Genomic DNA, 25,279 nt, shown 5'->3' with positions numbered 1-25,279 from the left:
GGGATTTCCGCCTACTAACTTTGGAGGCGAGATACGACTAATGCGTACCTTGTTTGCGGTCGCCTTCTATTATCTCGTGACCGGCAGTGGGCACCTATGTTCCGCGATAGGCACTGCAACAGATACCCGAGCGAATACGGAGAACATCTGCCGTGAAACGCCGAACGCTTCTGCAAATGCTGGCCGGTCTGGCAGCCACCGAACCCTTCAACGGCTTTTCGTTTGCCCAAGCCTCGGCCAGGGAGGATTATCCGGACCATTTGGGCGTGAACCTGAGCTCAATGAATTATTGGGCGACCGAGCAGGTTTTCTCCGATCTGGCCTATAATGCTTCGCGCTGGCGCGTTCAGGTCAGAGGCGCCCCCTTCACATGGGACACGCCGTTACCGCCGATGACAGAGGACGGTTACCCGCTGAAAGTCCCGGAAAACTCTACGATCGAGAGCTTCCTGATTTTCTCCCCTGAGCGAAGAAATCTACCTGTAAATCTCTCCGTTTATTACGATGGCAAAGGAAAACTCGGATATCGCGAAGGCGCCGAGCTGGAGGCGCGTCTGCCTGGGCGCGATGATGTTCGAAATCTTCGCAAGAACGCGGCTTTCACCACGATCATGATGGAAACCGATCCCTCAGATCCGGTCCGGAACATCCGTGTATACGAACGAGGCCAAAGGCCCACGCAACGGTTTCGCGAGCCATTCCTCAGACGGTTGAAGCGGATGACTACGCTCCGTTTCATGGACTGGATGGCCACCAATAACTCGACCGTCCGCAGTTGGAATGATCGGCCACGCGTGGGTCATTTCGGCCGATCCGATGCCGGGATGCCGCTCGAGTACATGATCGAACTGTGCAACGAGCTAAAAATCGACCCCTGGTTCACTATGCCTCACCAGGCCGACGATGATTACATACGCCGCTTCGCGCAGCAGGTGAAAGACGGCCTGGACGGAAATCTGATGGTCAATGTTGAATATTCCAACGAGGTCTGGAACTCCAGTTTCGACCAGGCGGAATATGCAAAGCAGAAGGGGCTCGCACTTCGACTTTCGAGCAATGAATTCGAGGCCCAGCTCCGTTACTACGCCCAGCGTACAACAGAAATTCTTGCCATCTGGAAAGAGGTGTTTGGCGGCCAGGCACAAAGGATCGTTGGAATTTATTGTGCTCAATCCGTGAATGACTGGACCAGCGAAACGATATTGTCGTGGAAGGGCGTGCGGGCACATGCGAACGTCCTTGCGATCGCCCCCTATTTCGGCGGCGGCCTCGGTTCGCCCGAGCGGGCCGAAGAGGTTTCCAGGTGGCCTTTAGCCCAGCTGTTCACAGAACTTGAGCGGGAAGTATTAAACGACAATCGGAAGGTCATCGAGAGGCAGGCCGCCGTTGCCAAGAAATATGGCGTCAAGCTTTACGCCTATGAAGGCGGCCAACATCTAGTCGGACACACTGGCGCGGAAAACAACGAGAGACTGACGAACCTCTTCATCGCCGCGAACCGTGACAGGCGGATGGGGGATCTCTATCTCCAGCACCTGAATATTTGGCAGAGATCCGGCGGAGACGCTTATGCCCTGTATTCCTCGATGACCGACGCCAGCAAATGGGGCAGCTGGGGGCTGCTGGAAAATGAAAGCGACAGCAATCCCAAGTGGCTGGCCGTAGAGAAGATCCTGATGCGGAAGGAACTCCGCTCAGAATCCGACACGTTAAGGATCCAGCGATAACTCTCTCCCGCCGCCCGTCTCGCGATGAACCGTATCCGGACGATCGCCTCAACGGATTTCCCTGGTTTGGATACCTGTGCGTCGTCGCACGATGTCATTGCGGCTGGCGCTGAACGGTGAGCGGTGCGACGGTCTGCGGAGGCAGGTCTGGGGCCTTGCGCTGACCGAGTCGTTTCGACAATTCCATGCTGGGCCGCTCTATCAGCAACCAGAATATTGCGGCAAAGGCAACGCAACCGAGCAGCGACACCACCCACCAAATGAGGACCTCCAGCGGCGAGCGGGCTCCGGCCATCGCGGCGACCCGAAACACTGCGCCGATAACCAGGTTGTGAGTCAGGTAGAGCGAGTAGGAGATCAGCCCCAGGAACTGCAACCATCGCCAATTCAGCCCGGAACAGATCCGGCCGGAGACAGCCGCGCCGAAAAGAACGAGCGCGGCGGCCGAGCAGACCGCGCCAAAGGCATTTCCCCATAAAACGCCCGCAAGCAGGATTACCCCGGCATAGGCTCCGAAAAATGGGGCGAGTTTCGGTTGCCGCCATGCCCAATAGGCCATCACTCCGAGAAGAAAGCCATACCAGAGCGGTAGGAAGAGCCCCGGCCATAGCTCAGGGCCGAAGCCAAGCGGCCAGAAAAGACTGATGATACACGCTCCGACGACCAAAGGCGTTCTGAAACCGCTCATGCTCATGAGCAGCGCGTAGACAAGGTAGAACTGGATTTCGAGGCAGAGCGTCCAATATACGGTACTGATCGCGGGATACCCCAGCAGGTCCTGCAGATAGAAGAGGTGGGAAGCGATCTGGGGAACGGTAAGGTTGGGCATCTGCTTGCCAGCGACCAGATATGACGACAGCGCAGCAAAGGCGATGGTCACCGCGATGGAGCTCCAGTAGGCAGGATCCAACCGAAGCGACCGCCTGAGGGTGAAACGGCCGAACTCCGGAAACGACATGGGTTTATCGTAGAGTGAATGGGCGATGACGAAACCGCTGAGTACGAAGAATACCGCAACGCCCAGCCCGCCGGTCAACAACACCGTCTCAACCCAGGCAGGGAAGATTTCGAGGAGGCTTTTCACGTGGCCGGCCGAAACCGCGTGATAAACGACAACCCCCATCGCTGCTACGCCGCGCAGTGCATCGACCACCGTAAAACGCCCGACCCGCCTGTCCATTGCGCGCCCCCCGTTTTGCTGCGACAGAACCTAGCAGCAACTTCCGGATGCTGGTAGATAAGCACCCACTCCCAATTAGGTGGCTGGGACAGCGCCTCTTGGCGATGTCGGCAGCGGCAATTCGCCCATAAGGCTAAGCATCTGCCCGACCGAGATTTGTGTGGTTCAAAGACCCGACCTCCAGACGGCGACACACGCTGCAGGAAGAGGCCGCAAGGATCGACAGAGACGCCCGACTGTCCTCGTCCCGGGACAGCACGCCATATCAAGCTTTCATCGCAACAATACTCAAACCGCATCGCGGTGGGCGGATTCGCCTGAACAACTGACCGGCTGCCTGTGTTGGCAGCCGGTCAGTCTACTACGCCGAAACCCGAGGCGTTCTGCTCAAGTCCGCACTATAAAATACCACAATCATAGATCGACGATATTGCAATCAGGCCACACCTCAAGTGTAATTTTCCAACGACTAATTTAGACGGCCGAATGCTGAATGAATTCACGCCGGTCCCGTGTACATCTCTCGAATTCGCTTGTGGAAAGACGCAAAACAACCTGTGATTATTAAATTTGTATTAGACACAACGATTGAGAGAACCTAATCCTTTTGATTGAGTTGATGTCTGCTGCAGATGAGGGAATAATATTTTTGCCAAATAGACTGCTGAAGGCTCGAACGGGAAAAACGGTCGGGCCTTCTCCTTTTGGTGGACCTGACATTTATCAATGCTCGTGGTGTTATATAGCCCGAGGCGTCCTGTCAGCCTCAGCTATTTCCCGTCTTGCGGGCACCCTCGCTGTTTCATCGGCGAGGGTTTCTTTTAGGGAAGCACCGAGGAAAGCCCGCCTACCGCCCGCCTCCGGAGCGCTGGCTGGAAGCCTGTAAAGGCGAACGGCTTTGGGGACATGCATTGCGCATGGCAAAGCCTACGCCTTTAGAGGTAGCCCCTCCTGACGTGTGCCCGAGCAGGTGAGGCTTATCAGCGTTCGGTAAACGCCCTCGACATGCTATCCACGACCGGCTTGATCAAATAGCTGAAGAACGTTCTGACCGCAGTCTGGATCATGATTTCCGCCGGCATGCCGGGCTGCGGTGTAAACCCCTTGATGCGGGCGATCTCATCGGACGAGATATTGATGCGCGCGACATAGACGTCGTGGTTTGAGAGCCCCGCCCTGCTATCCTCCATTGCGTCCGCCGAAACATAAAACACCTCGCCCTGCAGGACCGGCGTCGTGCGCTGGTTCAATGCGATGAGGCGGACTGTGGCCTTCTGACCGACTTTGACGCTGTCGATCTCGTTGCGAGGCACCTTTGCCTCGATGATCAACGGCACGCCGGCAGGCAGAATCTCCATGATCCCCTTGCCGCTTTCGATAACGCCACCCGTCGTATGGTAATATGTCCGCACGACAGTGCCGGACACCGGAGCAAGGATCGTCGCGCGGCGCAGAACGTCGTCGGCCTCGCGTGATTGTTCACGCGAAGCATCACGCTCGCCCTGGATCGATTGCAGGCGGTCGAGCGCTTCTTCCCGATATGTCTCCTCGGCGCGCGTGATCTCCTGCTGTCCCTTCAAGAGCTGGGCTCCGGTTTCCGATATCTCCGCCTCCAGCCGGCCGATCTGCCCTTCGGCATCGGCGATCGCCCGCTGAAGCGCTCTGACCTCGGTTGCCCGCAGCAATCCCTTGGTCAACAGAACCCGCTTGATATCGTATTCCTCCCTGAGCATCGCAAGCTGGCGAGACATGGCCTCGCGATGCCGGGTGTAACCTTCGCTCCGGAACTCCAGCGCTTTCATGTTCTGCTTCAGCAGTGAAAGCTCGGTCGCCAGCTTCATGCGCTGGGCCTTGAAGTTGAGCTGTTGGGTGAGGATGATCGCAGAAACATCCGGGTCGTCCCTGAAATCGTTCAGGTATGACGAAATCGTCATGGAGTCGGCGCCCTCGGACTGAGCGGTAAGCCGGGCGGCCGTTGCTTCCAACCTGGCACGTCTGAGGAAGAATTCCCGTTTCTTGGCCTGCGATGCGGTCTCGTCAAGCCTGACCACCGGCTGGTTCTCGACAACCTGGTCACCCTCGCTGACCAGCAGCTCCCTGATGATACCACCCTCGAAATGCTGCACGATCTTGTTGCGGCCGGTCGCGACGAAACTGCCCTGGGCGATGACGGCCGCCGCAAGCGGGGCCGTCGCAGCCCAGGTGCCGAAACCGCCGAAGGCTATGGCCGTCAGCGCCAGACCGGTCACCGTCTGTTTCCAGACCGACCTGGGAACCTCGGAGTACCATTCGAGATCATGTACCTTGGCAACAGCAGACATGCCCCAACCCCTATTGCAACTGATGGCCGAATGAACCGGTATTGATATCGATGCCGCGAGCTTCGATGGCCTTCAGCACATCCGCCCGCATCCCGAACAGCGCGACGGTGCCGTTTACCAGCAGAAGAACCTTGTCGACGTTGCTGAGGAGAGCCGGACGTTGCGTGATCGTCGCGACGGTGATCTTGTGTTCCTTGGCATGCTGAAGTGCATGGAGCAGCGCCGCATCACCCGCATTGTCCAGATTGGAATTCGGCTCGTCCAGCACCACCATCCTCGGATCGCCAAAGAATGCCCGGGCGAGCGCGATGCGCTGCTTCTGGCCACCCGAAAGGGGGGCGCCGTCAGCCGCTACCACCGTTTCGTATCCGTGGGGCAGGCTGGCGATCATCTCATGAACATCGGCCAGCATCGCGGCCCGGTAAATCTGCTCGTCGTCCGCATCATGCCGCATGCGGGCGATATTGGCCTTGATCGTGCCCGGGAAGAGCTGCACGTCCTGCGGCAGGTAGCCTATGTTTTCGCCGAACTGCCGCTGATCCCAGTTCCTCAGGTCCATCAGATCCAGGCGGACGCTGCCCGATGTCGGCAGGATCGATCCGACGAGCATTTTTCCAAGAGTGGTCTTGCCGGCCCCGGAATTGCCGATGATCGCGAGCGAATCTCCGGGCTGCAGGGCAAACGAGACGCCGTTGAGCACGACCCGCTTGGTTCCCTGCGGCACATAGAGGAGACGCTCGACATCCAGGCGCCCCTCAGGTTTCGGCAAGTTCAGGCGATCGAAATTCAACGGCGAGGATTTCAGCAGCGCCGTTATTCGAGCGTAGGCTGCGCGCGATTGGCTGTATTGGCTCCATCCTTCGATAGCCCCTTCGATCGGCGCCAGCGCGCGACCGGCAATAATGGAAGCCGCGATCACCATGCCTCCGGTGATCTGCCCTTCGATCGACAGGTAGGCGCCCCAGCCGAGCATCGCGATCTGCGTCAGAAGACGGCAGGCCTTCGATATGGCCGCGATGGTGATATTCCGGTCCTGCGCAATGACCTGCGATTTCAGCGAGGAGGCGGTATCCTTGCCCCACATCTGTACCGTCTCGGGGATCATGGCGAGCGCATTGATGATCTGCGAATTGCGCGACATCGATTCCAGATGAAGATTGGCCTTTATCTGCGCCGTATTGGCTTCGGCAAACGGCTCGGCCGTCATGCGCTGGTTGATCTGGGTGAAGACAAGCAGCAGGACGGCCGTCAGGACGACGATCAGGCCGAGATGCGGATGGATGAGGAAGACCGCCACCACGAAGAGAGGGGCGATCGGCGCATCGAGGAACGAGAGCAAGGTCCTGGAGACGAGGAACGAACGAACCTGCTGAAGATCGCCGAGCACCTGGTATTCCCGGCCGTTGCTTTGAAGCGAGGCACGGGCGGCCGCGCTCAGGATCGGGGCACCGAGCTGCGCTGCGATTTCCACCGCGGTCCGCATCAGGATGAACCGCCGAAGCGCGTCGAAGGCCGCCTGCAGGATGACGGCGCCGACGATTACGATCGTCAACATTACCAGCGTGTCGAGGGAGCGGCTGGTCAGCACCCGGTCCGATATCTGGAACAGGTAGACCGGGATCGCAAGCACCAGGATATTGCTGGCAATGGTGAACAGCATGACGATCGCCAGGTTCTGTCGCACGGCGTTGACGCCTGCCCGCAGGCTGGCCGAAAAGTCGACCGGGGCGAGACGCTTGTGAAACGTTCCATCGCCGCCGCGGCCGCCACCGGTCGACGGCGACTTTCCGAAGGTCTTTGTTTCGGTCCGCAAAGGTCCGGTGTCGGCATCGATCGTGATCATGCCTTCCGGCGCCTTTGCCTCCGTCGCTTCGCGCACCGTTGGCTTCGGCTCGATTTCCGGTTCGATGATCCTGTCATTGGCAGGCATGGGCAGGATATCGGCTCCGGCTGAGCTTTCATTCGGCCGCGATGGATTCTGTGATGCGTTTCTGGGTTCCAGTCTGGATATCGTTGCTGAAGGGGCTGCGCCAGCGGGTGACAGTTTCAGGCATTCGTCCACGGCGCGCTCCAATTTTTCATACATATCCTCACCGGCAAGTTGCTGACTTTCATCGTGATCCTGGGCCTGTTCCAGATCGGCCCTTTTTTGGACATCCGACATGTTTCCCCCCATTATCCGAGCACATGCTGCAGGCCGTCATTCTGATACTGGCCGTCGGGATCTACAGGAACGCCGAAGCCCTGCTCGGTCGGATCGGCTTCCAGCATGGAATCGTCGAGAAAAGCCACGGCTTCGTTGACCAGCGCGTCGGGATCGTGCGCGGCCCATTCCGGACTGCTCGAAATCAACCCCGATTGAAAAAGCGTTTCCTGGGAATATTGCTCGCCGCCCACATAGGTAATGCCGAGAGAATCCAGGTCGGCGATCGCCGCATTGTTGATGAGCGCATTTTCCCCGGTCGAGACCGACCACGTCGCATCGGCGTGGGGATCGATGGCATTCAGCGCCAAGGCGATCTGGTCGCTGTCGCCGACGATATTGGTCTGGCTGATATACTGGATGTTCAGCAAGTCACCGCTGATATAAAGAACGCGCAGCCCCGCCGTTCCCGCAAACGCCGGGTCGGTCAGGATGCCCTGGGAAAGATCTCTTCCGCCGGCGGCGAAATCGTTGGCCGCATCCAGATAGGCCGAAGGCAGAGTGCTAAAGCGGTCGGCGCCGCCGATATTGTAGATATGAGCCTGGTTCCAAAGCAGATTTCCGCCACTGGATATCGTGCCCTCGCCGGTCGTTCCGAAACCCGTAACCGCGCCAACGACATCGTTGTCGAACAAGATGTTCGTCTGATGGATGATATTGGCATCGTACAGACTGCCGCCAATCAGGATCAGATCATAGGCCTGGCTGAGCTCGTAGATCGAGACATGGTTGACGCTGGTATTGTCGCCAGCGATGACCCTGGTCGTGGCGCCGGAAGACGACAGGATGCCGATGTCGTTGTCGGACATGAAAATGTACTGTTCCAGCCAATTGGCGATCAGCAGATCGCCATGGATCTCTGTGACCGCCCAGCTTGCGGGATAGCCGCCGCCGGCATTTGCCGGAGCGTTGCCGTCCTCCAGCGGATCGACCCTCTGGAATGTCGCAATATTGAATATTTCATCCGGGACGCCGTCGTTCGTCCAGCCGCTGATGGCCGAGGTGATCGCGTCAGTATTCTGGATGACGTTCACCTGGATGACTGCGTTGATCTCGAAGTGATTGCCAACCACCGCGGTTACCGTCGCGCCGGTCCAGATATTCTTGAGAACAGCATCATTGACGACGGTATTATTACCGCCGACTAACTCGACCGAAGCTTCCACCTCGACTGATCCATCCGCATAGACGTGAACGTTGGATGGCTGGGCATCGTCCTCCGCATCGGCTTCATCGCCATCGTCGGCGGCATCATCTGCTTCATCTTCGTCCTCACTGAAGGAATGATGGTCCTCCAGCTTCGGTGCCTCATCGACGAGCACGCCGTTGACGTAAATGCCTTCGATCGTGGTGGATTGATGGAGGAAAGCCTCCATGGGTCCGTCGGACTCGGCCGCAAGGGCCTCCAGCTGGCTGGCGACGGTCTCGATGATCTGGATAAGGTCCGCCGTGGACTTGGGCATTTCGAGATCGCCGATAGGTGCGTCCGCGAGGACATCCTTGGCCGTCTGCAGCAGCTCGCCGTTGTCGATCGGCGTGGGATTGAACGTCAGCCCATGTCCCCCGACACCGAAGCTGTCGTTGTCGGAAAGCGAGGCGGCCTGAACGATGAAGTTCGCAACCGAGCCGGGAGGCTGTATCTCCCATGTGAGGGACTTGCCGCTTGCGTAGAACGGGTACTCGTGCTGCGGCATCTCGTGCCGGCCATAATACGTCTTGACGTCTACCGTGGGAATCGGCGGATGATCGTATCGGCCCACGAAATGGGGATGCCAGATTGGCGTGAAACTGGCAGGCGCCCTGTAGACCACGCCCGGATCGAACCCGAGCAGGTCATAAGGCGCCTCGAAATTGGAATGGATCACCGCTGATGTCGGGATGAATTGTTCGGGCGTGTAGAGCGAGAAGTCCTGGTAGCTATCCCGCAGGCGCGCATCCTCGACGTTCGTGTGGAAGAGGCCGATGAAATGAGCGATTTCCTCGGTGATTATGTCCATCGTCGTCATGACCGCTGCCTTTGTATGGGCATGCCTGAACCACAGGTCGTTCGGAATGAGGGACTGCGCAGGATATCTGCGCAGTCACGATGTGAAATCTCTGCCTAAAGCAGGGAGCTGTGTCGCTTAGACGCCATCTTCGGTGTCGTCGCCGGCCACCGTGCTGGAAAGGTTCCCGCCGACGATCGTCATATCGATCGCGTTCTGCTGCAGGTTCGCACCCATCACGATTTCCTGGTTGAAGGCGTGAGTTTCGATGATGGCATCGGACGATGCTGAACTCGTCCCGGTCACGTAACCATCGTCACCGTTGCTCGAGCCCCAGGTACCGCCATCGCCGCCGGCTGCGCCAGAACCGGTGGTGGCCCAGCCACCTGCGCCGCCGGCTGCGCCAGCTCCGCCGAATGCCCAGCCGCCGACGGCTCCGCCGCCGGTACCATCAGCCCATGCGCCACTGAGTGCCCCGCCGCCTTCGCCAGCTCCGGATGTTGCGTCACCACCGGTAGCATCACCGCTGGTTGCCGCACCGGTTGCCGCTGCGCCACCGGTACCGCCACCGCCTGCTGCGCCGTCACCGCCCAAACCGGCACCAAGACCGGCGCCGAAGCCGGCACCAAGACCGGCGCCGAGCGCTCCGCCGCCATCGCCGCCATTACCGGCATCCGAGGCTTCGCCACCGTTACCACCTTCGGAGTTGCCGGCGTCGCCGCCTTCGCTATCTCCGCCGTCACCGGCGTCTTCGCCGTCGCCGCCGTCGTTTTCAACGAGGATCGGGTTGATGAAGCCGAAGCTTCCGCCGACGAGAGCTCCCGCATCGCCGCCTTCGGAATCGCCGCCGTCACCGCCTTCGTCGGCGTCGCCGCCATCCGAGTCGCCAGCGTCGCCACCGTCGCCGGTAGTGTTGCTGCCGCCGTTAGCGCCGTCACCGGCAAATGCAAGTCCTGCGCCAAGGCCGAGACCCAGGCCAAGACCCAGACCGAGGGCGTCGCCGCCACGCCCGCCATCGCCGCCAGTGCCGTTGCCACCGTCGGCATCGCCACTGTCAGCGTCGCTGTCGCCGTCGCCGCCGTCGGCATCGCCGCCGTCGCCGTCACCGCCAATTGCAGCGCTTGCGGCCAGGCCACCGAGGCCGTCGCCACCAAGTGCGAACCCGCCGAGCGCCGTACCACCGTTGCCGCCATCACCACCGTCGGCATCCGCGTTGCTTCCGCCGTCACCGCCGCCGCCGCCGGCATTGATCCCTTCGGAGGCGATCGCAAAACCACCCTTGGCGGTAGCATTCAGTTCGAACGAACCGTCGTTGCTGACGGAGGCGTTTTCCAGCTTGTCATTGTCCTGGAGGTTGGCCACCTGACTGATGACATTGCCGACATCATTGCCTTCACCGGTCAGGGCGTTGTTGAGCACGTCATCGATGCGGATGTTGAACATCCCATCGATCGAACTGTGGTGCATATCAACATCGGCAAAGTCGTCATCCGTCGGCAAGTAGCTCTCAAGATCGACATTGACATCGACGCCGACAGTGGTCTCGTTGAGGTTTGCATTGAAGTTGCCGTTGCCATTGAGGTTCAGGCTGCCGTTACCGTTCAGGTTCAGGTTGCCGTTGCCATTCCCGTTTCCGTTGAGGTTCGTCGAGTCGCTCGACTGGCTCTGGGTTTGGTCGCTGGCCTGCTGTTGCTGCTGTTGTTCCTGCTGCTGTTGCTGCTGTTGCTGCTCCTGGCTATCAGGATCGTCGACCAAGGTGTCGAACACGCTGCGTTTATCTACCATCACACAGTCCTCTTATGACTGCGACGGCGTGACCGCCATTCATCTTTTTGGGGTCTTTGCTCGTCGCGGTTGAAATGAGTCATCAGCCTCTGGCGTCAAGGCGCGCGTCAACGCGACCGTTCGCCGGTCTTTCTCTCGTGATGTCTGATTTTTTTCCTCTCCCCTACGTTTCCCGAGAGACTTGGAATGAGCGGCGCATGGATCGCAGACTCACTACATTTTGCACCGACGAGCATTCTTCAGCGCTCGTTCTTCCAGTGCTTCGGGATGGGAGCACTGTGTCCCGAATGAGTAGAAGAAATAAGGTGATATTTCGATCTAGCACAACCTGATGAATACTATGTGAGCATAGTTACATGGGCTATATGATCTAACCAAGAAGACGTATACCACATTGGGGCAAAACTACCCTTATGTATGCAGCAATTCATTCGCAACGGGGAGGAAACGCTGCCTGATCATGGTCCGTTCTCCTGAAAACGACCTTGGAAGCCTCATTCTGTGGCCGATTCGATCTATTCCATAAATCCTTCGGTCTATTCCCAGCATTCGGCTCTTGGTTTACCGTTCCCTAATAAGATCTTCGGAGCACCACTTTGCGTGTACTTTCGATCAACGACGGAAGGGGGACATTTCCATGCAAATTCCGCATGGTATTTCGCAACATGTCGGCTTGGATCTGGCAACAAACGCCCTGAAGAGAATGAATGCGATCCGAACACTCCTCTTCATCTGCTCACCCGGAACAATCTCCACCGCGATGACGGCGGCCATCGAAAGCGAGTTTCCATGGCTCAGCGTCAAGACTGTCCCCGACCTGAAACTGGCCTCGGTGGAATTCGACAATCCGGTGCAGCTCGTGCTGGCGGACGTCCGCCTTGCCTCCGCTCTCGCCGAGTACTGGCCGGAGCTCGCCAGGCACCATCCTGCTGCAACCCTTGCGCTGATGGGTACCGATGACGGTGAGATAACCTCCGATCATCGAAGGGCCAAAGAGCTTGAAAACGTCCAGGGCATTCTGCCGTTCAATGTCAATCTCGACCTCTTTCTCTCAGGCCTGCGGATCGTATTGAAGGGTGGCACGTATTTCCCTTCTACGGGTTACCGGGCCCAGAGAAGTGCATCTCTGGAAGGCGAAGAGCCGGCGGATCTCAAGCCAGCCTTATATCAAGCCGGCAAATCCGCGATCGAAAAGCTGACAAAACGTGAGAACGAAATTCTTGTCAGGATGGCCATGGGCAACCAGAACAAGATCATCGCGGCCGCCTTGGGCCTGTCCGAACATACCGTAAAGATTCATATCCACAACATCATCACCAAACTCGGCGTGCATAACAGAACGGAAGTCGTCGCTCTCTATTTTGAATATAGACGCAAGGATACGACCGGCAATGCAGGCGACACCAACCGCGGCCAGGACGGCCGCTCCCTCTCAAGCGACAAGTACTAGGCTCCAGGACATCCTGCTCCTGATCGGACAGCTGAATTATACCTGGACCAATACGGAAAGCCTGCTGATCCACATGATCGCAGGCCTTGCCAAAGTGGACAAGGAAACGGCGATCATCATCTTCCTGACCTTGAATACGACCCGGGCCCGCATCGACCTCGTGGAACGGCTGACCAAGATGCGCAAGACCGCACCGGCCTGCCGCAGGGAAATCCTGGAGGCCACTCGTCGCCTTTCCGACGAAGCGAAGCTTCGCAATAAATACAACCACTGCATTTATTCGTTCGATCCCGACAGCGGCCGCAACATCACGCAATCGATGCGGATCTTCGAAAGCAGGGACGAGATCAAATACGGGAAGATCGAGGAACTCGACACGCGCGAAATCGGCCGAATCCGGGAAAGCATCAATTCGCTCGTCGCGATTAACAGGATGTTCTGGGAGATCACCGAACGTTACGGCTTCCCCAACTAGACCGGAACAAGCCTTACCTGAGGCCCGATACCGCTATGCCGGGCAGGGTGCCGTTGAGAGCGTCGGCCAGCGTGACGATCGATATGAGATGGCCGGCATCGTCAGTGATGGAAATCGCCCGCAAAGCCAAGGCTTCTCCCTGCTGAATATGCTCAACGACGATGTCTCTCATTCCGGATATGACTTCGGCCATGGCTCTCTCGATATTGAGAAAGTCAAGGCCTTCCGTGTCCGGAATAAAACCGTCCTTCAGATCGACATTCAGAAAATATCTCACCATGGAACCCGACCTCCCGGGGATAGCGTGGCGGCCACTTGAAACTGCGAAATCCAACCCGCGGCAGAAGCGACGCTACAACCTCCAAGCGTCTACTCCTCCTCCATCTCCCGATCTGCGGTTAGGCTCAATCAGAACACCAAGAGTATGCCTATATATAAATTACCCACGATCCCGGTCAACCTGGAATTGGCGACTTATCATGGAAATGGGGTTTTAGATCTTCCCGGCACCACCGGTTGCGGATGATCACTTAGGGTTGGTTGCATGCCTCTTCGTAAGCCAGCGCCTTGCAGCATGCATGTTGATGCTCGCCCAATCAGGGCTCAACGCCGAAACGAACAAGCTGTCATTCTGGAGGATAATTTCCTCAAGATATAGCTGCAGCTCCGAAGCATCTCCATTGAATTCTACCAACCATGCAGTTCCGGATAACTTGCAGGTTACCAGCGGCTGAATCCTTTTCCGCGCCCGATTATATGATTCAACCTTCTCAAATTCCAATATGACCAGAAACACCGCCATGCATCACACCTCCAGGCGGGAGGAAACAATTGTTGATGCATAAAGTTCCCTTCAGAAAACTGAAGAGGATCTTTTTGGAAGGGCGCTGGTTGTTCTCAAGGAAAGTCCGCCTTCAGGTCCACGTTTGCGCTCCATCGGAGCGCTCTGCGAAACCTTGGGCCGATCTGATCTCGACGCCGGGCAGCTTCGGCAAGACCCGCACCACCTCCGGATATTTGTCCAGGTCGTGGATTGCGAGACAGTGGGGACATGGCATTTCAACCGCCCCGCAGCCGCAGCATCGGGTACCGGTATACGGTTTGGCAGGATGAGCTTCACAAACCCAGCCCGTGTCCTTGCAGTCTCTGCACCTGAACATGAGCGAAAATCCTCTCTGATCCGCAGGGGCGGAGGATAACACGCACATGAGTCGCAGGCAGTTGCACCAAATGAGCTATATCCATCGGCCTATCGGCTTAGTCGCCTGCCGATCACCGGCCTGCGGAAACTATCCGCAGCCGTTACATCGCGACGAGATGGCCCGGTGAAACAGTCTTATAGTCGAGCGGGTTGACCTTATAGTCCACTGAGCGGATCGGGCTCTTGAGCTCATCGCTCGCAACCATTCGTTTTTCGCGGCGGCGATCCGGGTCCGGCACCGGCACGGCGGCCATCAGTTTCTTCGTGTATTCATGCTGCGGATTGCCGAACACCGAGACGCGCGGGCCGATCTCGACGATCTCGCCGAGATACATCACCGCGACCCGATGGCTGACCCGTTCGACGACCGCCATGTCATGGCTGATGAACAGGAAGGCGAGGTTGAGGCTCTGCTGCAGATCGAGCATCAGGTTGATGACCTGCGCCTTGATCGACACATCGAGTGCCGAGACGCTTTCGTCGGCGACGATCACTTTCGGTTCAAGCGCAAGCGCCCGGGCGATGCAGATGCGCTGACGCTGGCCCCCGGAGAATTCGTGCGGATAGCGGTTCACCATGTCGGGCGTCAGCCCGACCTTGCGCAGCATGTCGGCGACGACCTCCTTGGCCTGTTTCGCCGTCCCCATCTTGTGTTCGAGATAGGGTTCGGCGATCGCCTGGCCGATCGTCATGCGCGGGTTCAGCGAGGCAAACGGGTCCTGAAAGATCATCTGCACGGATTTGCGCATCTCGCGCATTTCATGTCTGTCGAGCGCCAAGACGTCCCGGCCCTCGACGACGACCGAACCGGCATCCGGCTCGATCAGCCGCATGATAGCGCGCCCGGTTGTCGACTTGCCGCAGCCGCTTTCGCCGACCAGCGACAGCGTCTCGCCGGCATGGAGGTCGAAAGAGACGTTCTCGACGGCGTGCACCCGCCCGCTCACGCGCCCGAACAGGCCGGAATGAATGTCGAAACGCTTCGTGAGGCCTTTCACCTCCAGAACCGGCTGGTCGTTGGCCGCGACCGTATCGGCGACCTCGACCTGGACGTCGGACTCCCCGGTCGCCGTATTGACGACGGGAAAACGCAGCGGCCGCTCATACTTCTGCATCGAGCCGAGCACCGGCACCGCGGCAAGCAGCGCCCGCGTATAGGGATGTTTGCCGCGATGAAAGATATCCGGCGTATCGCCCGTCTCCACCTGCTCGCCGCGATACATGACGATCGTGCGGTCGGCGACTTCGGCCACGACACCCATGTCATGGGTGATGAACAGGACCGAAGTCCCCTCCTCGTCCTGCAGGAGCTTGATGAGATCGAGGATCTGGCCCTGGATCGTCACGTCGAGTGCCGTTGTCGGTTCGTCGGCGATCAGCAGCTTCGGCTTGGAGGCGAGCGCCATTGCGATCATCACGCGCTGGCGCATCCCGCCGGAGAACCGATGCGGATATTCGTCGAAGCGCGAGGCCGCCGACGGGATGCGCACCTTTTCGAGCAACCGGATCGTCTCGGCTTTCGCTTGCGCGGCCGACATCGACTTGTGGCAAAGCAGCGCCTCGGAAATCTGGTCGCCGATGGTGAAGAGCGGATTGAGGCTCGTCATCGGCTCCTGGAAGATCATCGCCACATCGTTGCCGCGCACCTTGCGCATCTCGTGTTCGGGAAGCGCCAGAAGATCGCGCCCGCCGAGCATGATCTTGCCCTCGATGCGGCTCGTGCCTTCCTGCAGCAGCCGCATGATCGAGAGCGAGGTGACGCTCTTGCCGGATCCGCTTTCGCCGACGATCGCCACCGTCTCGCCGGGCGCGACGGTGAAGGAAACGTTGCGCACGACCGATTTCCACTCGCCGTCCACATTGAACGAGGTCGTCAGGTTCTCCACTGAGAGAACCGGCTGAACGGACTGGACGGTTTGTGCTTGCGAGGTGGCCATGATCGTTCCCTTCTTATTGTCGTCGGCGGTGCGTGGAGCCCCTCCCCCTTGTGGGGAGGGGTTGGGGAGGGGACTTCACTCCGAGTGAAAACCCCTCCCGCCTGCCGGCCACCCTCCCCACAAGGGGGAGGGTTAGTCTGCCGTGCTGTACCTCAGTCCGGCCAGCGGAGCGCACCGTCGAAGCGATGGCGGCTGCGTTCTTCGATCGGGGTGGCGATGATCTCGTTGGACGCGCGCGCCTTGTCGAGTTCTTCTGTCAGGCGGGCCGCGACGATGGTTTCCTGGCCCGGATGCAGATTGCACGGGTCGAGGTAGAAATAGTGATGCTCCACCTCATGATCGCGGACGATGATCGGCGGATTGCCGCGGCCGAGTGCGGCGGCCAGATCCCAAGCGGTGATATGCGCTTCCGGCGCCGAGACAATCACCCGCATGCGGTCGAGCGGATTGTTGGTCGGGTCCGGCTCGATCAGCGCCGTGATGCCGGGACGGCCATCAAGAGTCCGCTTCCAGAGGTTCAGATAGCCGGTCTCGCGCTCGCGGATGCCCGCATGGTCTCGGCTCTCCCAGACTTCCAGAGCCGCCATGACGCCGAAGACGCTTTCCTTGCCGACCTTCATGCCGCGGCCGATGCCCATGTTCTGCAGGAAGGCGCTGCGCACCAGGTCTTTCCTGCCGGCGACAATGCCCGAAGTCGGGCCGCCGAGGAACTTGTGGCCGGAATAGAGCGCGATATCCGCACCCTGCGCCAGGAACAGCTTGAGGTCATATTCAGAAGCCGCGTCTACGATAACGGGCACGCCCTTGGCATGGGCGATCTCGACGAACTCGACGAGGTTGAGCAGGCCGTAATCCACGACGTGATGCGAGACGACATAGACGGCGGCGGCCGTCTTCTCGGTGATTGCATTTTCCATATGGTAGCGGTGGGTCGAGGTCGCCTGGCCGACCAGCACGACCTTGCCGCCGGCAAGCCTGATCGCCTGGTCCACCGGCGCGCCATAACTCACCACATGGCCCATCTGCACGAGCACTTCGTTCCTGTCCGGCACGGTATCCGGCAGCTTCTCGATCGCCAGCAGGTTGTTGCCGGTGATCGCACCCGCGACTGCGAGGCTGATTCCGGAAGAGCACGAGGCCGTCACGAAACCCGCCTCACTACCGGTCAACCGGGCGATGATTGCGCTCGCCTTACGCTGCAGATCGTTGATCTCGACGAATTGCGGCAGGATCGCCGCCATCGCCTGGATCGCCTCCGGAACCACGATCGAGGCCCCGAGGCTGGTCATCGTGCCGGAAACGTTGATGACCGGGCGAAGGCCGATCTGGGTGCGGATATCATCGGACATTGTGGTTCTCCAAAGTGGCGGCCAGTGGCGAATTGCCATCGACAGATATGCCATAATAATGTAATAGCCTCTCGAAATCAGACGAGGAGCGTTGAATTGGACGCAAAGACTTCATCCGCAGACCTTTCCGGCGACGCCGGTTCCGAAGTGGAGGCCAAAGGCGCGCGCCGCTCGCGCGTGAGCGGCATCGACCGCGCTCTGCAGGTGATCGATCATCTCTACGAAACAGGTGCGCCGTCCGGCGCCTATGCGATCGCCAAGGCGATCAAGGCGCCGCTCTCGACCGTCTACGTGATCATCGACGATCTGGTTGAGAAGAACATGCTCGCCCGCAATGCCGACGGTTCGATCTGGCTTGGCGCCCGGCTCTACCACTACGGCCTCGCCTACGCCCGGTCGCTGGATTTCATGAGCGTCGCCACCCACGAAATGCACGATCTCTGCCGCGAGGCGGGCGAAACCGTGCAGGTCTGCGGCCGCGACGGCGATTACATGCTGGTGCTCGCCATGGCGGACGGCCCGAGCCATTACCAGGTCGCTTCCCGCGTCGGCACCCGCGTGCCGCTCAACTGGACGGCATCCGGCCGGCTTCTCGTCGGGCACCTGCCGGAGGCCGAGCGTATCGAGCTTTTCAAGCGCTGCGCCCGCACCTCGCCGACCGGCCGCGCCGAGATCGACGCCCGCACGCTGTCGGACTCGGCCGGCAAGGCCTTCGAGCAGCGGCTGTCGATCCAGGTGGCGGAGTCCGACTATGCGGTCGCCTGCATCGCCTCGCCGGTCTGCGACCGGAGCGGTGAGTGTATCGCCACCATTTCCATCGTGCTGCCGGAACAGAAGGTGTTTTCCGACGAGAACCACTATACGGAGCACGTGCGCGCCTCCGCCCAGCGGATCGAGAAGCTGATGGGTTGGCGCAACCACTGACCTTGCCTCCTCAGTCGTTCAGCGAGACGATCGCCTCGATCTCGACGGTGATATTGCCCGGCAGCGAGCCGAAACCGACTGCCGAACGGGCATGCTGGCCCGCATCGCCGAACACCGCAATGAACAGGTCCGAGCAACCGTTGATGACGCTTGGGTGATCCTCGAAATCCGGTACGGCATTGACCATGCCGAGCAGTTTCACCACCCGCTTCACCCGCGAAAGGTCGCCGAGCGCCTCGTGCATGACCGCCAGCAGGTTGATGCCCACCAGCCGCGCATGCCGATAGGCGAGATCGACATCGACGTCGGCGCCCACCTTGCCGGCATGAAGATAACCATCCGCCTCGCGCGGCCCCTGGCCGGAGAGGTAGAGCATGTTGCCTTCGCGGACATGCGTGACGAAATTGGCGATCGGCGGCGGCGGCGGCGGCAGCGTGATGCCGAGCGCGATCAACCGATCGTAAGCTGTCTGCGCCGCGGGAGCGGCCTTTGCTGAAGACGTGTTCACGTCAACTCCTGTCATGCGATTTCAGAACCCGCCTCAGCGCCACGAATAACCGTGGCTGTGGCGGACGAGCTTGCGGGCCCGTGGGATGTAGCGGCTGGCAGTGATGGCCTCCGAACCGATGACCGCGTAACGCGGCTCGAACAGTTTTTGCAGGCGCGAGACATCGCCATTGGAATCGGTCGCTTCGAGATCGGCATCGATGAGATCGAAGATAGTGAAATCCGCCCGCTCGCCGACCGACAGCCGGTTTTCCATCGAAAGCTTGATGACCGAAGCCGGGTGATGGGTGACCGCTTCCACCACCTTGTCGAACGGCATGCCGACCGACAGCAGCTTGGACATGGTGGTCGCGAGATCCCAGACCGGGAAATTCATCGAATGGCCGTGCAGGTCCGTCGAAATCGAGTAGGGCAGCAGGCCGCGGGCGATCGCCGCTTCCGCCACCTTGAACGAGAAGGACGCGCCGCCATGGCCGATATCGAGGCGGATTCCCTCGCCGGCGCAGCGTTCGGCGAGATTGTAAAGATCCTCGTCTTCCATGATGCTCGAGCCGGCCTTGCCGTTGAAGCAATGGGTGACGACGTCGCCGGGGCCGAGGATCTCAAGCACCTCGTCATAAAGCGCCGGCGGTTCGCCGACATGCACCATCATCGGCACTTTCAGGATCTTGGCGATCTTCTTGCCGAGCTTCACCGGCGTGACGCCCCAGGAACCGGTGATCACATGGCTCGCCCGCACCTTGATGCCGACGATATGTTCCTTGTTCTCCGCATAACATTCGAGAATGCGGTCGAGGTCGATATCGCGGATATCGCGCAACTCGGCAACGCGGTTGCAGGCGACGAGCCCGATCGAACCGAGGTTCAGGAAAGCCTTGATACGCTCCCTCGACGGCTCGATGATATATTCGCGAAAACCATGGAAATTGGCCTCGCCCGCAGAACCGGCATCGACCAGCGTCGTCACGCCGCGCTCGGCGCCGCATTCGGACGGACGGATCGAGATATCAGTGCCGCCGTGCCAGATATGCACATGCAGGTCGATCCAGCCGGGCGAGATGAAGGCGCCCTTCCCGTCGACCCGGATCGCGTCTGCGGGGGCTGCGAGCGACGGGCCGATCGCGGAGATCTTCCCGTCGGCGCCGACCAGGATATCGGTCGTGCCGGAGGCCGCATTTCCGCCAAAAGCCATCGGCTTCACATTGGTGAGGAGGAGCGGCTGGCCCGCTGTTTCACCGGTCATTTACAGGTCCTTTCGAAGTCTTGGATCGAGCATGTCCCGCAGTCCGTCGCCGACCATCTGCAGCGACAGAACGGAAAGAATGATGGCAAAGCCCGGGAAATAGGTCATCCAGTCGGCCTGGCCGATATATTGGCGCCCGCTGGCAATCATCGTTCCCCAGGTGGGAATTTCCGGACTGACGCCGAGGCCGAGGAAGGAAAGTCCGGCTTCGGCAAGCATGGCGCTGGCGAACAGGAACGTGCCCTGCACCAGGATCGGCGACACCAGATTGCGCAGCACGTGCCGCGTCATGATGTGGAAGGTCGAGATACCCAGCGCCTTCGCCGCCTCCACGTAAGGCAGTTCGCGGATCACCAGCGTCGAGGCCCGGACGATACGGGCAAGCCGTGGCGAATAGACGATCGACAGGGCGATGATCACGGTCACCAGGGAGGGCCCGAGCGCTGCGACCAGCGCGATCGCGAGCAGGATGTCCGGAAAGGCCATCATCGCGTCGATAAGCCGGGCGATCGGCGTGTCGAGCCTTTGGAAGAAGCCGGCAAGCAGGCCGAGCGTCACGCCGATAATCGCCGAAAGGCTTACGACGGCCGCTCCCACCAGCAGCGACAGCCGTCCGGCATAGATCGTGCGCGAGAAGATATCCCGGCCGAATTCGTCGGTGCCGAACCAGTAGATCTCGCTCGGAGGCTTCAGCCGGTTGACGATAGACAGTTTGGACGGCGAATAGGGCGCGATCCACGGCGCGAGAACCGCCAGCAGAACGAAGATCACGATGACGGCCAGCCCGATGGCGACGGTCTTGCGCTTCACGAAGCGGCGAAAGAATTTAGCTCCCTCGCTCATGGCCGGTTTGGTGGTGACAATCTCCGCCATCAGTAGCGCACCCTTGGATCGACCAGCAGATAGAGCATGTCGATCGCGAAATTGATCAGGACATAGAGGGCGGCGATGACAAGCAGCGCACCCTGGATGACGGGATAGTCGCGCCGCAGCACCGCCGAGACCACCAGATTGCCGACACCGGGCAGGCCGAACACCGTTTCGGTGACGACAGCGCCGGAAATCAGCACGGCGGCGGTGAGGCCAAGCACGGTGAGAATCGGAATCAGCGCGTTCTTCAGCGCATGCTTCAGCACGACCCGCCGCTCGATCAGCCCTTTTGCGCGGGCGGTGCGGATATAGTCGTCGCCAAGCACGTCGAGCATCGAGGCGCGGGTAAACCGCAGGATCAGCGCCGAGGAGACGAGACCGAGCGCGAAGGCAGGTAATGTCAGGTGATACATGCGCTCGGCAAAACTCGCGCCCGGACCGCCGTAGCCGGAAACGGGGAAAATGTTGAGCCGCACGGCGAAGAACTGCATCAGGATGAGGCCAAGCCAGAAGCTCGGAATGCTGGCGGCCAGCATCGCCACCGTCGTCGCGGCCTGGTCCACGAAGGACCCGCGCCGATAGGCGGCGTAGATGCCGATCGGCAGCGCGATGACGCTGGCGATGGCGAGCGAGAAGATCGTCAGGAAGAAGGTCGGCTCGGCGCGGTCAAGAAGCGCCGACGTCACCGGCATGTTGAGGAAGATCGACTGGCCGAGGTCACCCCTCAGCAATTGGCCTATATAGAAGAGATATTGGACGGCGATCGGCTGATCGAGGCCGAGACGCGTGCGCAGTTCGGCGACATCCTGGGCCGAGGCATCGGGACCGAGCATGACCGCGGCCGGATCGCCAGGTGTCACGCGAACGATCACGAAGACGATCGTGACGACGAGAAACATCACTACGATCATGCCGGCAAGGCGTTGAAGGATATAGCGTATCATACGAAGGTGTTCCTGTGCCCGGCGTTGCGGACATCATTGAGGACGGATGCCGGTCCGTAAACCGGCATCCGTCTCCCCGGGAGGATTATTACTTCTTGATCGATGCGTTCCAGAAATAGGGCCAGGGAGCCGGATCGACGCCCTGAAGCTTTGTCGATATCGCCGAGACCGCGTTGAAATCGCCGATCTTCATGAATGGCGCCTCGTCATAAAGAGCCTTCTGGACATTGGCCCAGAGTTCGACGCGCTTCTTCGGATCCGACTCCGCCGAGAAAGCATCCACGGCCGCCTTTCTGGCCGGCGTGTCCCACCAGCCCGGCGAGCTCGGCGCCAGCGAACCGATCAGTGCCGGCTCCGGCAGGAAGGGGCTGTGAGTGATGTAGATGTCCCACAGCGCCTTGTCGGTGCGGCGCTGGGTGAGTGTCGCCCAGTCGACCACCTGCATGTCGACGGCAAAGCCGGCAAGCTTCAGATATTCGGCTGCCACCTGCGCCATCTTGTAGTGGAACTCGTACTGGCGGCTGGTCAGGATGCGGATCGGCTTTCCGTCATAGCCCGCGGCCTTGGCGGCCTTGGCGGCGCCTTCCGGATCGGCGACGTTGTAATTGCCCTTCACGCCGGCATCCGTGCTCCAGGTGAAGGAGGCGGGATAGATGTTGCCGTCGAGCGCGTAGAAATCCTTGCTGCCGAAGGCGGCGGCGAGCATGTCTTCCATGTTGAGCGCCTGGCGGATCGCCTTGCGGACCGCGAGGTTCTTGGCGGCACCGTCTGCGGTATTGAAGACGAAGACAGGGTAGCCGAACGGCTTCAGGAGCAGCGGCTGGGTCGCCTTCGAGGCCTTCACCTTGTCGAAGGATTCGACCGGCAGCGAGTCGATATAGTCGTACTGGCCGGAAACGGCTGCTTCGACGCGGGTGTTCGGGTCCGGAACCGGCACGAAACGGATCTCGTCGAGATACTGGTGGCGGGCGCCGCCATAACCGTCGCTCTCGCCAGAGCGTGGCTTGTAATCCTTGAAGCGGGTGAGCTGGATATACTGGTCAGCCTTGCGCTCCTTCAGCATATAGGGTCCAGTACCGACAAAGTCGGTCATCGTGTCGACCTGCTTCTCGGCCGGGATGATGATTGCGGCAGAGTTGTTGAAGGCGAGCAGCGAGACGAGCGGCGCGTAGGGCTGCTTCAGCTTGATCGTCACGGTCGCCGGATCGGCGGCGGAAATCGACTCGATGAAGCCGGCCGCCTGCTTGCCGCGCGAGGCAAGCTTGGTCCAGCGGCTGAGCGAGGCGACCACGTCTTCCGAGGTCATGTCGCTGCCGTCGTGGAACTTGATGCCGGTCCTGAGCTTGATCGTATAGGTCTTGCCGTCGGCACTCACCTCCGGCAGGCTTTCCGCCAGAAGCGGCGTGACATCCCACTTCTTGTTGAACGTGTAGAGCGTCTCGAAAATATGCTGGGTGACGATACCGACGAGGTCGGCCGTCGAAGTCATCGGATCAAGCGTCGGCGGCTCGCCGATGGTCGCGACGTTGATGACGCCGCCCTTCTCCTGCGCCATCAGGAATGACGGCGTCGCGACAAGCGCGGTTGCAACAAGGAATGCAAGTTTCAATTTCATGATAGTCTCCCGTTTATGTTCCACAATTATGTTATATAGGCTTTTATAACAGAATATAGAACGCAGCCGCCCTGTCAATGGGGAGGTAGAGACACGCAACGGTGGCCGCTGAGAATGAGATTTGCGACCCCTGGCACCGAGAGGTTTTCAGCCGAGGGCGCTGAACGTCTCGATCGGCAGCGCGACCTCGCTGACGTCCCCACAAATCTCGATCTAATTTGTCATCTGGGGCTGGACGAATGCGTCTTCGACAGCGAAAACACACAGCCTTGGCTGCGAGCTGAAAACCGCGGCGCGCCAAGCCGAAGAACAAGACAAGATAGTGTGGCCCGTTCGGCCACATCTAACGGGAGGCAGATTGACCAACATGACCGACAATCTCATCGATACGTTTGCCAACGGCCTTTTTGTCGGCCGCGTCTGGAATCCTGCTGTTTCAGGCCCGAGCGTCGTCACGCTGCGTGACGGTACCCTGGTCGATATCACCAGCAGGCAAGCGCCGACCCTCAGCGCGCTTCTGGAGCGCGCCGATGTTGCGGACTTCGTCCGAAACGCCACTGGCCCGATCATTGGGACGTTGGAAGACCTTGCGAGGAACAGCACGGGCAGGCCCGATCCGTCGCGTCCCCATCTGCTGGCGCCCGCCGATCTCCAGGCGATCAAGGCCTGCGGCGTGACGTTCGCGCAATCGATGATCGAGCGCGTCATCGAGGAGAAGGCGGCCGGCAATCCGGATAGAGCCGCGACCATCCGCCAGACGGTCAGCGCGATCATCGGCGGCAGCCTCAAGGACCTGAAGGCCGGCTCGCCGCAATCCGCCAGCGTCAAGGAAGCCCTGATCAAGGAGGGCATGTGGTCCCAGTATCTCGAAGTCGGGATCGGCCCGGATGCGGAAGTCTTCACCAAGGCCCCGGTGCTCGCCTCCGTCGGCTGGGGCGCGGATGTAGGCCTTCACCCCGTATCCACCTGGAACAACCCGGAGCCGGAAATCGTGCTCGCGGTCAACAGCCGGGGCGAGATCAAGGGGGCGACGCTCGGCAACGACGTCAACCTGCGCGACGTCGAGGGGCGCTCGGCGCTTCTGCTCGGCAAGGCGAAGGACAACAATGCTTCCTGCTCGATCGGGCCTTTCATCCGCCTCTTCGATGAGGCTTACGGATTGGAGGACGTCCGCAATGCCGAACTCGACCTGCGCGTGACCGGACCGGAGGGATATGTCCTCAACGGCAAGAGCTCCATGTCGCAGATCAGCCGCGACCCGCTCGATCTCGTCAAGCATACATGCGGCGAGCATCATCAGTATCCCGACGGCTTCATGCTGTTTCTCGGCACGCTGTTTGCCCCGACCGAGGATCGCGACGTGCCGAACCAGGGCTTTACCCACAAGATCGGCGACATCGTCGAGATCTCGTCTCCGGGCCTCGGCACTCTGCGCAACACGGTGCGCCTCTCCACCGAATGCCCCCCCTGGAACTTCGGCATCTCGGCGCTGATGAAGAACCTCGCTGCACGAGGCTTGCTCTAGATGGAGCAAACCTCGCCACGGCCGTCAAATCGGCCTAG

The 25,279-nt window shown here is 60.0% G+C and carries 19 protein-coding genes; 5 read left to right on the top strand and 14 right to left on the bottom strand.

The window, feature by feature from the left end; genetic code table 11:
• The first annotated feature begins 152 nt into the window (after nt 1-152).
• Nucleotides 153-1,727: a hypothetical protein gene (locus ABCW43_RS25900; RefSeq protein WP_345929817.1), complete on the top strand. Its 1,575-nt coding sequence runs from the start codon at nt 153-155 to the stop codon at nt 1,725-1,727.
• A 94-nt stretch (nt 1,728-1,821) separates the two neighbouring features.
• Here ABCW43_RS25900 and ABCW43_RS25895 read toward each other — a convergent pair whose 3' ends face one another.
• From ABCW43_RS25895 to ABCW43_RS25875, 5 genes are all read right to left on the bottom strand, one after another.
• Nucleotides 1,822-2,907, bottom strand: a complete 1,086-nt coding sequence (locus ABCW43_RS25895) for an acyltransferase family protein (RefSeq protein WP_345929815.1) — start codon at nt 2,905-2,907, stop codon at nt 1,822-1,824.
• A gap of 980 nt (nt 2,908-3,887) precedes the next feature.
• Entirely contained in the window at nt 3,888-5,228 is a 1,341-nt protein-coding gene (locus ABCW43_RS25890; RefSeq protein WP_345929813.1) for an HlyD family type I secretion periplasmic adaptor subunit, read from the bottom strand.
• Nucleotides 5,229-5,238: 10 nt separating this feature from the next.
• Nucleotides 5,239-7,392, bottom strand: coding sequence for a type I secretion system permease/ATPase (locus ABCW43_RS25885; RefSeq protein ID WP_345929811.1), 2,154 nt, complete (start codon nt 7,390-7,392; stop codon nt 5,239-5,241).
• Nucleotides 7,393-7,403: 11 nt separating this feature from the next.
• Nucleotides 7,404-9,437: a hypothetical protein gene (locus tag ABCW43_RS25880; RefSeq protein ID WP_345929809.1), complete on the bottom strand. Its 2,034-nt coding sequence runs from the start codon at nt 9,435-9,437 to the stop codon at nt 7,404-7,406.
• A gap of 117 nt (nt 9,438-9,554) precedes the next feature.
• Complete coding sequence (locus ABCW43_RS25875) at nt 9,555-11,201, bottom strand: hypothetical protein (protein ID WP_345929807.1); 1,647 nt, start codon at nt 11,199-11,201, stop codon at nt 9,555-9,557.
• A gap of 637 nt (nt 11,202-11,838) precedes the next feature.
• Here ABCW43_RS25875 and ABCW43_RS25870 point away from each other — a divergent pair.
• Both ABCW43_RS25870 and ABCW43_RS25865 read left to right on the top strand, forming a co-directional pair.
• Nucleotides 11,839-12,651, top strand: coding sequence for a helix-turn-helix transcriptional regulator (locus ABCW43_RS25870; protein WP_345929805.1), 813 nt, complete (start codon nt 11,839-11,841; stop codon nt 12,649-12,651).
• Complete coding sequence (locus ABCW43_RS25865; protein ID WP_345929803.1) at nt 12,593-13,126, top strand: hypothetical protein; 534 nt, start codon at nt 12,593-12,595, stop codon at nt 13,124-13,126. Before ABCW43_RS25870 ends, ABCW43_RS25865 begins: the two co-directional genes overlap by 59 nt.
• A 13-nt stretch (nt 13,127-13,139) precedes the next feature.
• On the opposite strand, the gene ABCW43_RS25860 is transcribed toward ABCW43_RS25865, so the two are convergent.
• The 4 genes from ABCW43_RS25860 to ABCW43_RS25845 all read right to left on the bottom strand — a co-directional run bounded on the left by ABCW43_RS25860 (nt 13,140) and on the right by ABCW43_RS25845 (nt 17,613).
• Entirely contained in the window at nt 13,140-13,406 is a 267-nt protein-coding gene (locus ABCW43_RS25860) for a DUF6894 family protein (protein ID WP_345929801.1), read from the bottom strand.
• Between the two features lie 246 nt (nt 13,407-13,652).
• Nucleotides 13,653-13,928, bottom strand: a complete 276-nt coding sequence (locus ABCW43_RS25855) for a hypothetical protein (protein ID WP_345929799.1) — start codon at nt 13,926-13,928, stop codon at nt 13,653-13,655.
• Between the two features lie 500 nt (nt 13,929-14,428).
• Complete coding sequence (locus tag ABCW43_RS25850) at nt 14,429-16,264, bottom strand: ABC transporter ATP-binding protein (protein ID WP_345929797.1); 1,836 nt, start codon at nt 16,262-16,264, stop codon at nt 14,429-14,431.
• A 152-nt stretch (nt 16,265-16,416) separates the two neighbouring features.
• Complete coding sequence (locus ABCW43_RS25845; RefSeq protein ID WP_345929795.1) at nt 16,417-17,613, bottom strand: aminotransferase class V-fold PLP-dependent enzyme; 1,197 nt, start codon at nt 17,611-17,613, stop codon at nt 16,417-16,419.
• Between the two features lie 96 nt (nt 17,614-17,709).
• On the opposite strand from ABCW43_RS25845, the gene ABCW43_RS25840 reads away from it, so the two are divergent.
• Nucleotides 17,710-18,537, top strand: a complete 828-nt coding sequence (locus ABCW43_RS25840; protein ID WP_345929793.1) for an IclR family transcriptional regulator — start codon at nt 17,710-17,712, stop codon at nt 18,535-18,537.
• Between the two features lie 10 nt (nt 18,538-18,547).
• Here the strand turns inward: ABCW43_RS25840 and ABCW43_RS25835 are convergent, their stop codons facing one another.
• The 5 genes from ABCW43_RS25835 to ABCW43_RS25815 form a co-directional block, all read right to left on the bottom strand.
• The gene (locus ABCW43_RS25835) at nt 18,548-19,060 is read right to left on the bottom strand and encodes a RidA family protein (protein WP_345929792.1); all 513 of its coding nucleotides are present in this window, start codon (nt 19,058-19,060) and stop codon (nt 18,548-18,550) included.
• 18 nt (nt 19,061-19,078) lie between these two features.
• A complete protein-coding gene (locus tag ABCW43_RS25830; protein ID WP_345929790.1) occupies nt 19,079-20,287 on the bottom strand; it encodes an amidohydrolase/deacetylase family metallohydrolase in 1,209 nt (402 codons plus the stop codon).
• Complete coding sequence (locus tag ABCW43_RS25825; RefSeq protein WP_345929788.1) at nt 20,288-21,160, bottom strand: ABC transporter permease; 873 nt, start codon at nt 21,158-21,160, stop codon at nt 20,288-20,290. It lies immediately after the preceding gene.
• The gene (locus ABCW43_RS25820) at nt 21,160-22,101 is read right to left on the bottom strand and encodes an ABC transporter permease (protein WP_345929785.1); all 942 of its coding nucleotides are present in this window, start codon (nt 22,099-22,101) and stop codon (nt 21,160-21,162) included. The genes ABCW43_RS25825 and ABCW43_RS25820 overlap by 1 nt, the downstream gene beginning before the upstream one ends.
• 88 nt (nt 22,102-22,189) lie before the next feature.
• Nucleotides 22,190-23,716, bottom strand: a complete 1,527-nt coding sequence (locus ABCW43_RS25815) for an ABC transporter substrate-binding protein (protein WP_345929783.1) — start codon at nt 23,714-23,716, stop codon at nt 22,190-22,192.
• A gap of 367 nt (nt 23,717-24,083) precedes the next feature.
• On the opposite strand from ABCW43_RS25815, the gene ABCW43_RS25810 reads away from it, so the two are divergent.
• A complete protein-coding gene (locus tag ABCW43_RS25810) occupies nt 24,084-25,241 on the top strand; it encodes a fumarylacetoacetate hydrolase family protein (protein WP_345929891.1) in 1,158 nt (385 codons plus the stop codon).
• Nucleotides 25,242-25,279: the final 38 nt, after the last annotated feature.

The organism is Neorhizobium tunisiense (assembly GCF_039631515.1).
Lineage (GTDB): Bacteria > Pseudomonadota > Alphaproteobacteria > Rhizobiales > Rhizobiaceae > Neorhizobium.
Note: the sequence above shows the minus strand (reverse complement) of the source record. Positions and strands in the feature narration are given on the sequence as shown.